The sequence below is a fragment of the Vibrio sp. 1402 genome (assembly GCF_033340275.1).
Genome location: NZ_JAWOWE010000003.1, coordinates 250,856 through 264,728, shown reverse-complemented (window position 1 = coordinate 264,728; position 13,873 = coordinate 250,856). Strand labels below are relative to the sequence as shown.

Genomic DNA, 13,873 nt, shown 5'->3' with positions numbered 1-13,873 from the left:
AAGGAATATTCTAATGAGCTTAAACCATGTACCAGCAGGCAAGTCGCTGCCTGAAGATATCTATGTCGTGATCGAAATTCCTGCAAATGCAGATCCAATCAAGTACGAAGTAGATAAAGACTCTGGTGCTGTATTTGTCGACCGTTTCATGTCTGCACCAATGTTCTACCCATGCAACTATGGCTACGTGAACAATACCCTGTCTCTTGATGGCGACCCAGTCGACGTATTGGTACCAACACCATACCCACTCATGCCAGGTTCAGTCATTCGCTGCCGTCCTGTTGGCGTTTTGAAGATGACAGATGAATCGGGTGAAGATGCAAAAGTGTTTGCGGTTCCCCACTCAAAAATCTCGAAAGAGTACGATCACATCCAAGATGTGGACGATATCCCAGAACTACTGAAAGCGCAGATCACGCAATTCTTTGAGCGTTACAAAGAGCTTGAAGCAGGCAAATGGGTGAAAGTGGATGGTTGGGCAGATGTTGCTGCCGCCAAAGCTGAAATCCAAGAATCTTACGAACGAGCTCAGAAAAAATAAGCATCACTGCTGATACAAAATTAAAAAGAGCTGCTCTAGGGCAGCTCTTTTGCTTTCATCTTACCTGTGTCAACTAGATAGGTGCGCCTGCTGAAGACATTCGTCCAGCGTCGTAGTCATGTTGAAAGAAGGGGTCAACATCATCACAAATGCCAAAATACGGCCGCCCGATAACACCGAGCATATAAGCACTTTGCTCACAATACTCTTGTTTGCCTTGCTGGTAACCCGCTTGATAAGCCATTATCAGTTCTGGCGTCGCATGGTTAACATCATCCAGCTTCGCAATTCGCTCCTCAGATAACTCCCGTAATCCATCTAAAGCTGACTGCTTACCAAACACTTGCCAATCGGTCACATTATTCGAAGTCGGTAGTGTTGTTTGTGCGCATGCAGCAAGAAGCAACGCCATTACTCCAATTACGAATGCTTTCATCGTGACTCCTTAGTGTTTAGCTCGTTGCTATTGATAATGTCAGTATAGCTCACACCTTTTGACACCAATCTCCGGAAGCGATTTCTTCGGTTAGCTGCTCAGTATCTTGATATAAGTAGATCCAAGCTTGGCCAAACGGCGTAACGATGCTCTCTCGGCGATATTCCACTGGCACATCTTCCAACTTATCTAGCTCGGATAAGGTTTCATCATCAATCAGATACACTTCACCTTGAATCGAGCGTTGCCCAACAGACAACGCTGGATAAGGGCCTAAGTCATACATTGCAAATTGAGCATCCGTTTCATGTAAACCAAGAAACTGCGCCGAGCGCAAATACTGATGGTTGTACTCTCCCTTACGTAACGTGCCGTAGACAAAAATCAAATGCAGCATAACCACTCCTTAGTCATGACTGTGTATGCTTAGGTTAAAGCACTTTAATCGAACTCAAACTGATAGAGTAGGTCAACGGCGCTATCTACACCAGATACCGCTTCTAAATACAAGTCTTGCATCAATCGGTAACGCACAGTGAACTCACCTAGGGAGTTAAAGATGCCGACACCATATTTCACCTGCAAACCTGGCAGAATATAACCACTCACCGTCACTTGCGAATCATCGCCCGACCCAGCAGTGTCCAGCTGTAAATCCTGTACGCCAAAGGCTTCACCGATTTCACCAACCACACGACCACTCTTCGCCAAGCTTAAACCAATTAAGGTAGTCGTCATTGCATTACCACCGGCTTCACCATCAATATCTTGACCACGAAGTAGATAAGAAAGTGCATTGGCTTGGTTCATCGCGGGCTCTGAGAAAATTTCTATACTCGGATCAGATGCTGGGCCTGACACTTGTACCCCCGCAATGACATCATCTTGGGTATTGTCTGGATTACGAATCGCTTTGATAGACAAGTAAGGTTGATCTGGTGGACCATTCATCAGAATCTTACCTTCTTTAATCAATAAGTCCTGACCAAACGAGCGATAAGAACCGTCGACAACATTCACTTCACCAACGATGAAAGGACCTTTGTCTTTTTGTGTCACGTTTAGGTTCCCTTTCAACCCACCTTTTAAACCAAAAGCGGCAAGTTGGAAGTCATCACCAATTTTAATGTTGATGTTCGTTTCCACATCAAACGGCATTGCAGCGACATCGTCCACTGGCTGCAAGTTTTTATCGAGAATAACGGTATCACTCGATACGCCTACCGCACTTGGTGGAAGCTCTTCGACGACAATTCTGCCCCATGGCAAATTAATATCACCCTCAATTTTCGCAAGCTGAGGAGTCACATCTATTGTCATGTCAGGCTCAACTTTGATTTTTACCATTGGGGGCAAATCAACATTGAGCTCTTTAGCAAATACACGCGCTTTAGTGCGCCAGTTCTGTAAGTCCTGCCAGTCGGCATCACCAGTAACGTTCAACTCACCATCCGGGGTTAAAATTCCGGCATCCAAGTCCGCTTGATGACCTTTAAAGTTGATGACGACCTGTCCTGAGTTTATATCTATCGGTGTGACTTCACCCTGTAGCTTCATCTGGTCAATCAAGAACTGGCCGTTCAACTTCGGATGCATGACGTCACCTGATATCGCGAGGTCAGTATTCATGTTTGCTTTAAACAAGCTGTACTCACCAATCAACGGTGCCAAGAAATCCAAGTGGAACGTAGAGAGTGAAACCTTACCATCAATAGTGGGCTTTTCAGACGAGACATTCAGTAAAGAAACCTTACCAGACAAGTCACCGTTATCTTTCACATCAAATAGCCACTCGGCATCAAGCTTGTCTTTCGCTAATGCTGCTTTAAAGTTGAAGCTTTCCCAACCGACTTTAATTGGCTGTTCAAGCGCTTGTTCAACTTGGCCTTTTGGCATATTGACACTTAAGGTTACTTCAGGCTTTTTCTCTGGTGCCCATTTAGCAAAAGCCTGTGCATTAACCGAGCCTTGCAGCTTGGTTTCTGGCGGCAGGAATTGTTTGATTTGATCAAAATCAAAATCATTGATGGCTAACTTCGCCTGGCCACTCTTACCGACACTAATGTCTTCGGTTAGACATACGCTCGACTCCGCTTGCAACCAACAATGCGCTTGAACGTTCGCGATCTGTTTGTCGATATTGACCTTGACCGCGGTCGATTTTTGCAACGCCCACGGGCCTTGTTGCGAGCTCAGCGTCAAGCGGCGCAGCGCCCCATCCCAAATCATTTCTGGTTTCTGCTGGAATGTCCCTTCAATTTCTAAACTGGTCGACACCAGGTCAGACACTACATCGAGCGTCAGTTGATGCAGTTTTTCATCCCCAGAGACTTCAAGGTCAGCACTATCAACTTTTATGTCGTCATAGGTAATGTTGTTCGCAATAAGGCTTATGTTCGCTTTTGGTGCTGGCAGAGGCTTCACATCACCCTTTAAGGTGATCGTTTCTACGTTCGCCTGTTGCTGCCAGTTTATCTGATTTAAAGCGAGATCAAGATTGATGTCTGGTTCTTTCAAGCTACCACGTAGTGCGACTTTACCTTGCATCTTACCTGCAAGGTCCGGAACACTTTTCGCAAAATCAGGGAAGTTAACCTCAACATCCATCAGAATTTGCTTATCTATCTTACCCTTTGCACTCAGTTGGTTCGGACCATGAGAAAGCGCTAAACCCTGAGTGGTAAGTTGGATGTCTTCGCCTTTGCCGTTCTTGTCAGACGCTTCAAGTTGCCCTTCAACATTCAGCGGATACCCTCGCAAAATGCCGTCAATGTCTAACTTAGGCAAACTGACTTGCCAACCGCCTTGTTCTGTTAACGACCCCGAAGTCGAAAGGTTACCGCTGATATCCCCTTCAGCTTCTTTCCATTGTAAACCTGGTTGAATGTTTTTCAGGTTTAAGTCAGCTTGCCAGTTGATTGGCGCGGCCCAATTGGCCATGACTTTCCCAGAGAGTTCGCCTCCCAGGGTTTTCACTACAAGACTTTCGAGGTCAATTTGCTCTAACGTACCTTTGCCGTTTAGTGCGACATCAACGGCGGGAATATCTTTGCCTGACGCTTTGGTTTCTAATGCGACTTCATAGCCATCAAGTGAGCCTTTTGCCACCAAGCTTGGTACAGAAACCTGGTAATCGCTTTGTCCAAATAGCGGCCATTGCGCCTGTACATTTTTAATCACGACATCAAACGGTAACTGCGTTTTAAGCGGTTGAATATCACCTTTGATCTCCGCTTGTACAAGCTCAGAAAGCGTAGCATTTAGTGACAAATCACCAACCGAACCCGAGACCGAAAGCGACAGTTTTTGTCCCTTCGCATCTGCTTGCTTCACTAACGCGTCCAATTGCGCTTTGATAGGGTAATCAGAAGAAAGCGTCACTTGTGTGCTCAACTTGCCTTCCACTTCTGGCATGTCGAGCTCTAATGTTTTGACATCAACACGCTCACCGCCTGCTCTTGCAACCAAACCAAGATGATTGACGATCACTGGCGTTTCACCTGCCAGTTTAAAGTTGTGAATATCCAGACGGCGCGCTTCCACCGTCAGTGGAATCCATACTTCGGGTAACACAATATCTTGCGGCGTAGCATCGGCCTCTTTCGGCTCTTCAACAACCGCTTCTGGGGCCGCTTCACTTGGTGCGAGCGCAACATTAATGTCTTTCAACGCAGTAGGTGCGATCACCAAACGATCACCTTGCATCGACAAAGCGGTCGAGAATGTTTGCCAATCAATTTGATTGCCCAGCACATTGACGTTGATGTCATTAAAGCTGACTTTATTAACAAAAATTGGCACTGGCGTACTGATAGAACGCAGTGGTGGTGTTTCCTCTTGCTCCTCGCTTGCTGGCGGTAGTTCTGGCATCTTAAAGTCAAGCCCCTGCAGTCTTAACTCATCGACACAGACCTTAGGGTCAAAGAAACAGCGGAAGTTCACTGCCAAAGCTAAACGCTCGACTTTGGCATCGATATTCAAAGACTCATCGACAAAACTGACGTTATGCAGTTCGAAGCGAGGAAACAATGAACCCTGCACTTTTTCAATCTGCAATTGTGGTAGTGCTTTTTCAGCTCCCCACAAGGCAAATTTGAGGCCTGGGTGGGTAAATAAAACTGTCGCGACAATAATGATGAGCAACAGCAATAGACCAATCAAACTGAGCGACAGCCATTTGGTCCACTTAAACATCATTTTGATCATAGCTCAGGCCCCAATGAGAAGTGGATACGAAACTCTCGTTCTGGTTTTGCATCCAACCCCCATGCAAAATCAAAACTAACAGGGCCCACCGGAGACGCCCAGCGGATACCAACACCAGCACCTGATTTCCAATCTGGTGTTTCATTAAACGCATCACCAATATCGTAAAACGTTGCAGCCCACCAGTTTCCATAAACACGATATTGGTATTCTAATGTACTGCTAACAATGTATTTACCACCCGTCAAAGCACCACTCTCATCCACAGGTGAAATAGATTCATAGCCGTAACCACGAATATTATTGTCACCACCAGCGAAGAAACGCAGCGACGGTGATAGTTTTTCAAGCTCATCGGTAATATTCGCACCACCTTCTAAGCGGAACAAACCACGATGATTCTCTCCAATACCACGAATCCAAGAAGTCGAGCCAATTAAGCGGAGCACTCTAGTTTCAGAAAGCATAGCGGTATCACCATACTCAATAGTGATGCTTTGCTTGTCTCCCCACATTGGCATATTGCCCCCTCGAACCCTAGTCCGAGAAAATGTCGCACCTGGAAGTACGAAGTTGAATTCATCATCTTGTAAACCTTGCGTAAAGCTCTCGTACAAATGACGAACATAAACGGTATTATGCCAACCACCGTCTGCTAACCAATGACGTTCCACTGCAAGGTTAGACTCGATACTCTGCGTGTCACGGTTGTCTAGATTTTTAAGCCCATATTGAACTTGATAATAATCGTTAGCGACATCTTCTAAAGGAATTTTGTAAGAAGCAGTCACGGTTTGCTCTGGCTTAGATAGGGATAAAGCAGTGTTGAAACTGTGTCCTCGGGAGCTCACCCAAGGTTTCTTCCACTTCAACGTTCCTCGAACGCCGACATCCGTTGAGTAACCAATACCCGTCTCGATCTGATTCTTAGAAGCAGGAGATAAAGACACTTTAATTGGCAAGTCTCGGCCATCATCAAGCCTATCCAATTCAGGCTCAACAAAAACTGAGGAAAACCACTCCGTATTTGATAGCTTCTGGTTAAACTCGCCCAGCTTCGAAACGTTGTATGGGTCCCCTTCTTTAAAAGGTTGTAGTGATGCGACACGGTCTTCCCAGATGTGGTTGCCAATAAAAGAAACGTCGCCAAAATTGAAACGTATTCCACTGCTGTAGTGCAAACGGACATTAGCTTCGTTCAGATCAGGGATAACCTCTAATCGACTTAGCGTAAACTCACCATTGAAGTAACCACGCTGAAGCGCCAAGTTACGAATGCCTGACTTAAGGGTGTCGTATTGGCCTTGATTCAAAACTTGACCAACTTTGAGCGGAGAGCGCTCAATAAGTTTTGCAAACTCTTCATCGTCCTTGGCCTCTCCAGTGATGACCACATCCATGACTTTCACTTTCACTGGCAAGCCCGGCTTGATGAGCACAATTAACTCATCATTCGCTTCAGGAATAGAGTATGAAATTTTTGCATGATAATACCCAAGCGCGTTAAGCGCTTCAGTGATACTTTGATCTAATCTCGCTTGAAAACGCAAAGAAGTGGAGTAATCCTTCTCTGGAATAGATGATAGATACGCACTGACATTCTCTTCTAAAGCGCCATCAATGCCTTTCAAAGTCAAAGAAACATCGGCATAGGCACCATGAGAAAAGGCAAACAGGCCAACAATGGTGGGGAGAGCTTTTTTTATCATGCTTTTATGGCTGAATGAGGTTAAGTAAACGTAAATAATGATAACGCCAATTAGATTCTAAGTCTGTAATATTAATAGGTTTAACGCGGTCTATGTCATCACAGCATCAGATACAGACGAAATGAAAAAGTTCGCAAATTTAAGACACGTATTGAAGGACAAATACCATGCTCAACAAACAAACATTGATCAGTATAGAAGATGCCTTGCCAGGTAGAGATCAACCAATGCAGATTGACGATCATCATTTTGTAAATAAATCTAACCTAAAGGCGCCTCTTGCGTCACACCAACAGCAGATTTTGCTCGGAATGGGCTGTTTTTGGGGCGCTGAGCGCGTATTTTGGCAACTCGACGGCGTTGTATCTACTTCGGTCGGTTACGCTGGGGGGTACACACCCAATCCCACGTATGAAGAGGTCTGTACAGGTAAAACGGGTCATACAGAAGTCGTACGAGTCGTTTTCGATGAACGCGTCATCTCATTAGAAAAGCTACTGGCTGTTTTTTGGGAAAAACACGACCCAACTCAGGGAATGCGTCAAGGTAACGACTTAGGTACTCAATATCGTTCTGCAATTTACACTTATTCGACGGGGCAACTCGAGAGCGCAGAGAAATCGAAACTCTTGTATCAGCAAGCACTGCAAGAAGAGCAACGCGCGAACATCACCACCGAAATACAACCAGCAGGTCCGTATTACTTTGCGGAAACCTACCACCAGCAATATTTGGCGAAAAACCCTGATGGTTACTGTGGCATCGGAGGAACGGGAGTTTGCTTCCCACCAAGCCTCCAAGGATAAACCTAACCAGCAACAAAAAGAGCGACCGATATGGTCGCTCTTTTCTAAATCTAAGTGGGTACCAAGCTAACTAAGCCGATAATGATGCTATCACTTGGTTGACTTCTTTAAAGATGGTGAGCCTTTTATGATCGTTGACGTCAGGTAGTAACACTTTGCCATTGTCGAACTGAAAACAGCCAACCCCAACAATAAAAAACTGACCTTTGAACAACGTTTTAACAAAACGGGCCACTTGTAATGGTCGATATACAGCAAACTCACGTAGCATAACTCACCTCAATTCCTTTGAGAAAACACGGATTGCTTATTTTTCCTCTGCAATCTTAATGCGCAATTTGCGACGGAACTCATTTTAGCAAATTCTAAATATAACGCAAGATTACACCACTCCATACGTTAAATAAATGTTACCAACGGTCCTACAAATTTCTAGGTTCTGGATATATACTGGAAGCTTCCAAACCTCGTACGGAATATAACAATATGAAAGCTAAGACTCTCCTACCTCTATTACTGGCCTTAACGCCAAGCTTGACCTTTGCACACAACTTGTCAGTGGGAAAAAGCGTTCCTCCTGTCAATGTTGCCGCTTACGGCGAGATTGTTTTACAAGGCGAAGGCGTTGCATACCAACCCTGGGCAACTCAACATATGCAAGGCAAAGTTCGTGTCATTCAAGCCATTGCAGGCCGTAGCAGTTCAAAAGAAATGAATGCCCCTTTAATGTCGGCAATAACAGCGGCAAATTTTCCACAAGAAAGCTACCAGACCACAACTATCATCAACCAAGATGATGCAATTTGGGGGACAGGCTCTTTCGTGAAGTCTTCAGCTCAAGACAGCAAAAAAGAGTTCCCATGGTCATCCATGGTTCTTGATGAAAATGGCGTAGTTGCTAATACTTGGGACCTGAAAGAAGAAAGTTCGGCCATTATTGTTCAAGACAAAACGGGCAAAGTTCTGTTTGTCAAAGAGGGCGCACTTGAGCAAGATGAGATAACAAAAGTCATTGAGCTTATTAGACAGAACATCTAGCTTCATTGAATGGCTCCTTGTTCTTGTTGTAAGGAGCTATATGAATTTGATTAGAAGCATGGGCAGTGACAACTCTGCTCTTTATAAGTGCGACACTTCCACAGAGAGTATTACCAATATTTTTCGGCACGTATGTGTGGAGTTAAATTTTTCTGCTAGCCAACAAAAGAGTGAACTTTTATTCATTATGGGTGTTATATTATAACAGTCGGTAAGAGGAGCTCAGATGTACCACCACCAGCAAAAAACACTAAGATATTGGTATCGCACTGCTTTATTTTTCAGTGTTGCGTTGCTGATCGCTTGGAACTTTGCGGTTGTACTCCATCAAGTCGATCTGACGCCCGACCATCATACCCATCATCATTGCCAATTATTTTCTGGTGTTCAGCACGGTATAGCAAAGGTACAGCCTACCCTCTCTACACCGACTTTTACGCGCGCCCAGCATCATCATGTTTTTTTGCATCTCGTGTACGGCGAAGAAGTTCTTGGCGCTGCTCGTGCCCCTCCTTATTTTGCTTAATTTCCAAACTATTCCACACTCAAAATTATTGAGTTCATTTCCGCACCTAGTGTGTCAGGAACAATAACTTAGTGAAACTCGAATCTGAGCAATACCGCCTTTGGTTAATGCCAGTAAAATTAGGAAAAATACAATGTCATCAAAACACGTTTTAGCCCTTGCTATTGGCCTCACTTTATCGACAGCAGCGAATGCAAACGAATACCGCCAGCATGGTGCTCATGTGCATGGTCACGTCGAGTTTAATATCGCCCAAGATGGCAAAGATCTGTTAGTAGAGATCACAGCTCCTGGAGCTGATGTTGTGGGTTTCGAACATGCTCCAGAAAACGCACAACAAGAGCAAGCGCTTAAACAAGCCGTCGCTACACTCGAAGACAGCAACGCATTGTTCGCTATTAACTCACAAGCTGATTGTAGTGTTGAAGAAGCTTACGTGAACCACAACCTAAGCGAAACTCATGAGGAACATGATCATAGTGAGCACGACCATGATGACCATGCACATCACGATCATGAAGGGCACGAACACCATGATCATAATGAACATCATGATAAACATGACCACCATGACGCTCATGATGAAGCGCACGATCATGGCGGTCACGGTGAATTTTCGGTGCAATATCGCTTCAGTTGCGAACAAGTTAATCAGCTTAGCCAAATCCAAACCGATTGGTTTAACCAATTCCCAACTACAGAGTCCATCAGCGTCAATATATTCACTGATACCATGCAATCAGCAATTAAATTAAGCAAAGATAACACCCAAATCGTAATCAAATAACACGAGTGGCGTGTAAGTACCCACTTACACGCCACAGCTTTGGTGATTTAATATGACTGAAACCACACCAAATGTTGTCGAGCTAGAGGATGCCCAATTTTTCTGGCCCGCTTCAACCAACGCAACCATCCACATTCCCAAATTACACATTACACAAGGCGAGCATGTGTTTATCAAAGGTCCAAGTGGCTGCGGTAAATCGACCTTGCTCGCTTTGTTGACGGGGATTAACACATTAACTTCAGGCTCTCTATCTGTACTCGATACTGACCTTGCTAGTTTAAGTGCCAGTCAGAGAGACCGCTTTCGCGCCAATCATATTGGCTACATCTTTCAACAGTTCAATTTATTGCCGTACCTTAACGTACTTGAAAACGTATTATTGCCATGTCAGTTCAGTAAAATACGACGTGACCGTGCCCATTTAGGTGCCTCATCTCAAACGTTAAATGAACAGGCTCAGGCCCTACTAGAACGACTGCACTTGCCAAACGAGCTTCATACACGCCCTGTCTCTGAATTGAGTATTGGTCAACAACAACGTGTGGCTGCGGCTCGAGCTCTGATAGGACATCCAGAGTTAGTGATCGCTGACGAACCAACCTCAGCTTTAGACTATGACAATCGTAAAGCATTTATTGAGCTCCTTATGGAGCAAGCGAATCAAGCCAATGCCACACTGGTATTCGTTAGCCACGACCCAACACTCGAACCCTTATTCGATCGCACGCTCAATCTACCCGACATTAATCAAGTATCTAGCCTAGGAGCCATATCATGAGTGCTGTTGTAAAGCTCGCCTGGAAAAGCTTGATGAACCGCAAAGCGACGGCAATTCTAACCATCATGACCGTTGCGATTTCAGTGGTACTCCTCTTGGGCGTCGAGCGTATCCGAACTCAAGCCAAGGATAGCTTCGCCAATACAATTTCAGGCACAGACCTCATTATTGGTGGACGTTCTGGGCAAGTGAACCTATTGCTCTATTCTGTGTTTCGTATTGGTAATGCGACCAACAACATCGATTGGAAAAGCTACCAAGAGTTTGCCAATCATCGTTCAGTCGATTGGGCTATTCCAATCTCGCTTGGCGACTCGCATAAAGGCTTCCGAGTTATGGGAACCAATCACAGTTACTTTGAGCATTACAAGTTTGGAAGTAAGCAACCACTAACATTTGGCAAGGGTAGAGAATTCAATGGTTTATTTGAAACCGTGCTAGGTTCTGATGTCGCTAAACAACTTGGTTATGATATCGGTAGCGAAATCATCATTGCCCACGGCATTAGCGACGTTGGCTTTAGCCGTCATGACAATCTGCCATTTAAAGTTGTCGGTATCCTTGCTCCTACAGGAACACCAGTCGACAAAACTGTCCATGTATCATTGGAAGCCATCGAAGCCATTCACGTTGGGTGGGAAAGTGGTGCGCGTTTGGGCCCGACACCCAAGGCACAAGATCTCAAAAACAGAGACTTTCAGCCCAAACAAATTACCGCTATGCTCGTTGGTTTGAAATCTCGTATTCAAACTTTCGCCCTGCAAAGACAAATTAACACCTACCCCAAAGAGCCGCTTAGCGCCATTATGCCCGGCGTTGCGTTGCATGAGTTATGGGGAATGATGTCGGTTGCAGAGCAAGCCCTAATGGCAGTATCTGGTTTTGTCGTGATTGCAGGGTTGTTAGGTATGTTAAGCAGTCTATTAACTAGCCTACAGGAACGCCGCCGTGAAATGGCGATTTTGCGTGCCATGGGAGCAAGGCCTCGTCATGTTTTCTCACTCTTAATTAGTGAAGCCAGCTTGCTTACTGCTGCTGGTATTATTACTGGCGTTACTGGGCTGTATGCCATTCTTGCTATCGCGCAGCCGATCATCCAACAGCACTATGGAATACATCTCACCTTAAGCATCTTATCTACTTATGAGTGGATGCTATTAGGTTTCGTACAATGCGCTGGTATTGTGATTGGTTTCATTCCCGCACTCCGCGCCTACCGACAGTCACTGAGTGACGGAATGACAATAAGGATTTAATAAAATGTGGAAAAAAATACTCGCAAGTTGCTTGCTGGTCGTCGCATTCACAGCGCCTGTTATGGCCAGCGAAGAACCATTGAAGCTTGACTGGATTGACCTTGTTCCAGAAAAAGAGCGTAAATTGTTCGACAGTATAGGCATGCCTGCATCTGATCACAGTGGTGGCGCAGCGCAGCAGTCCAAGATTGGTAACGTTCGACCAGAACTGAACGGAAGCCAAGTTAAAATTCCAGGGTTTGTTATCCCACTTGAAGGTGATGCCGATACCGTCACCGAGTTTTTATTAGTGCCATACTTTGGAGCTTGTATTCACGTGCCACCACCGCCTCCAAACCAGATCATTTACGTGAAGTTTCCGAAAGGCGCGCCTGTTCAAGAGTTGTGGGATGTCATATATGTGGTTGGAACGTTGAAAACCGAGACGATAAACCACGAACTAGCAGAAACGGCTTACGTTATTGAGGGATCAGAAATAGAAGCCTACGACGATATGTAATTTAAGTCGTCGATAAGCCTCGCTACACCTAAGGCGTCACACTGGCGCCTTTTTTAGCTTTGTGCTACACGATATAACGAGATAAATACGCTAATACGCCCACATAAATAACCAAAAGAAACGCTATCGACAGGTGCTTTTTGAGTTTACCTGCTTCTGAGAACTTCATAGCCCCTCCAAAATAACGATAACAATTTTAACAACTCATTATCATTTTGAATAGCCCTATTCGTTCAAAAACTGAGAACTCCTGTCTGGTCGCTTGGTCAGATAAGGTGTAAATTTAAACGTGCAAACCGCGCAGTTCTTGGTAGGAAAACGAATGGCAGACCCGACAAAGCAACCTGTTGTCATCGAACATCAGTCAGACACAAAAAAAAATACGCAACAAGAAAAGAAACAAGGCTACATAAAAGACAGTGCTAGTAAGGTAAAAACCATTGCCCAAATACACGGTCTTGACGCCTTACTGCAAACCGAACCGCCAGCCAAATCTGCGTTTGAAAGAGCCCAATTGCGAGAGCAAAGACGCCAAGAACAGCGACAAAAAAACTTAGAACAGATTTTAAAATTAGCGCACAGTTCATGCCGAGATGAGACAGCGGGAGAGCCAGACCAAGATTGGTTGCATCGATTTTTTGAGATGGCTCAAGACATCCATAACAGCGCGATGCAAAAGCTATGGGCTCAAGTGATGAAGCGTGAAGTGACCAATCCGGGTTCAACGTCCATGAAAGCGTTGAAAACCCTCAAAGACATGTCACCAAAGGAAGCACAAACTCTGCAAAGAGCCGCCTCTTTAGCGTGCAGTTTTGGAGGGGATCACAGCAGAAAACTGCTGATTGGTTACAAAGCGCAAGGAGGCATATTTAGCTTCGGCAAGCGAGACGTCGCCAACAGCCTAAATATGGGAAGTTTTCAACTGCCGTATTCAAGCTTGTTGCTCTTAGTTGAATTAGGGCTGCTGCACAGTGCCGAACTTGAATCTGGCGAAATTAGTATCGAGACACCGTTGGTCCTCACCTACCAAGGTAAAAACTTGTCACTGAACGTAAACAGTAAAGGTGTCCGCCTTTTATATTACCGCTTCACACCGACAGGTAATGAGCTCTGTACCTTACTCGGAAACAAACCACATGCCGAATACTACGATCAAATGCTTGCACTGTTAAATCATAGGTTTAGTGTCCATAGTGAAGCTAAAAGTACGGTTCATCATACCGTCTAGCCAGCTTGAGAAGCATTTGATCACCTATGATCCAAATACTTCTCAAGCTGCTCAAAG

General features: G+C 45.0%; 14 protein-coding genes. 9 read left to right on the top strand and 5 right to left on the bottom strand.

The genetic code is table 11. The annotated features are described in order from the left end of the window. Nucleotides 1–13 precede the first annotated feature (13 nt). Nucleotides 14–544 (top strand): inorganic diphosphatase, encoded by a 531-nt coding sequence (gene ppa / locus R7044_RS07645; RefSeq protein ID WP_225455460.1) that lies wholly within the window; start codon nt 14–16, stop codon nt 542–544. A gap of 73 nt (nt 545–617) precedes the next feature. On the opposite strand, the gene R7044_RS07640 is transcribed toward ppa, so the two are convergent. The 4 genes from R7044_RS07640 to R7044_RS07625 are packed head-to-tail and all read right to left on the bottom strand — an operon-like array spanning nt 618 to nt 6,895. Further along, entirely contained in the window at nt 618–980 is a 363-nt protein-coding gene (locus R7044_RS07640) for a DUF2799 domain-containing protein (protein WP_017633454.1), read from the bottom strand. Nucleotides 981–1,029: 49 nt separating this feature from the next. After that, a complete protein-coding gene (locus tag R7044_RS07635) occupies nt 1,030–1,377 on the bottom strand; it encodes a gamma-glutamylcyclotransferase (protein ID WP_205390693.1) in 348 nt (115 codons plus the stop codon). A 44-nt stretch (nt 1,378–1,421) separates the two neighbouring features. Beyond that, nucleotides 1,422–5,186 carry a translocation/assembly module TamB domain-containing protein gene (locus R7044_RS07630; protein WP_225455459.1) on the bottom strand — a complete coding sequence of 1,255 codons (3,765 nt, stop codon included), beginning with the start codon at nt 5,184–5,186 and terminating at the stop codon, nt 1,422–1,424. Beyond that, the gene (locus R7044_RS07625; RefSeq protein WP_005379622.1) at nt 5,183–6,895 is read right to left on the bottom strand and encodes an autotransporter assembly complex protein TamA; all 1,713 of its coding nucleotides are present in this window, start codon (nt 6,893–6,895) and stop codon (nt 5,183–5,185) included. Before R7044_RS07625 ends, R7044_RS07630 begins: the two co-directional genes overlap by 4 nt. Before the next feature lie 167 nt (nt 6,896–7,062). Here R7044_RS07625 and msrA point away from each other — a divergent pair, with 167 nt between their 5' ends. Next, nucleotides 7,063–7,701 carry a peptide-methionine (S)-S-oxide reductase MsrA gene (msrA, locus tag R7044_RS07620; RefSeq protein ID WP_017820282.1) on the top strand — a complete coding sequence of 213 codons (639 nt, stop codon included), beginning with the start codon at nt 7,063–7,065 and terminating at the stop codon, nt 7,699–7,701. 70 nt (nt 7,702–7,771) lie between these two features. On the opposite strand, the gene R7044_RS07615 is transcribed toward msrA, so the two are convergent. Then, nucleotides 7,772–7,972, bottom strand: a complete 201-nt coding sequence (locus tag R7044_RS07615; protein ID WP_005379612.1) for a DUF1107 domain-containing protein — start codon at nt 7,970–7,972, stop codon at nt 7,772–7,774. Between the two features lie 215 nt (nt 7,973–8,187). Here R7044_RS07615 and R7044_RS07610 point away from each other — a divergent pair, with 215 nt between their 5' ends. The 7 genes from R7044_RS07610 to R7044_RS07580 all read left to right on the top strand — a co-directional run bounded on the left by R7044_RS07610 (nt 8,188) and on the right by R7044_RS07580 (nt 13,816). After that, complete coding sequence (locus R7044_RS07610; RefSeq protein ID WP_225455458.1) at nt 8,188–8,739, top strand: YtfJ family protein; 552 nt, start codon at nt 8,188–8,190, stop codon at nt 8,737–8,739. A 226-nt stretch (nt 8,740–8,965) separates the two neighbouring features. Continuing rightward, on the top strand, nt 8,966–9,265 hold the full coding sequence (locus R7044_RS07605) for a DUF2607 family protein (RefSeq protein WP_005379608.1): 300 nt from the start codon (nt 8,966–8,968) through the stop codon (nt 9,263–9,265). A gap of 133 nt (nt 9,266–9,398) precedes the next feature. Then, nucleotides 9,399–10,052, top strand: coding sequence for a zinc uptake protein ZrgA (gene zrgA, locus R7044_RS07600; RefSeq protein ID WP_225455457.1), 654 nt, complete (start codon nt 9,399–9,401; stop codon nt 10,050–10,052). Between the two features lie 52 nt (nt 10,053–10,104). After that, complete coding sequence (locus R7044_RS07595; RefSeq protein WP_225455456.1) at nt 10,105–10,833, top strand: ABC transporter ATP-binding protein; 729 nt, start codon at nt 10,105–10,107, stop codon at nt 10,831–10,833. Further along, nucleotides 10,830–12,089, top strand: a complete 1,260-nt coding sequence (locus tag R7044_RS07590) for an ABC transporter permease (RefSeq protein WP_053306844.1) — start codon at nt 10,830–10,832, stop codon at nt 12,087–12,089. Before R7044_RS07595 ends, R7044_RS07590 begins: the two co-directional genes overlap by 4 nt. Nucleotides 12,090–12,093: 4 nt before the next feature. Beyond that, nucleotides 12,094–12,588, top strand: coding sequence for a DUF3299 domain-containing protein (locus tag R7044_RS07585; RefSeq protein ID WP_005379600.1), 495 nt, complete (start codon nt 12,094–12,096; stop codon nt 12,586–12,588). Between the two features lie 322 nt (nt 12,589–12,910). Beyond that, nucleotides 12,911–13,816: a TIGR03899 family protein gene (locus R7044_RS07580; RefSeq protein ID WP_182039609.1), complete on the top strand. Its 906-nt coding sequence runs from the start codon at nt 12,911–12,913 to the stop codon at nt 13,814–13,816. The last annotated feature ends 57 nt before the right edge of the window (nt 13,817–13,873 follow it).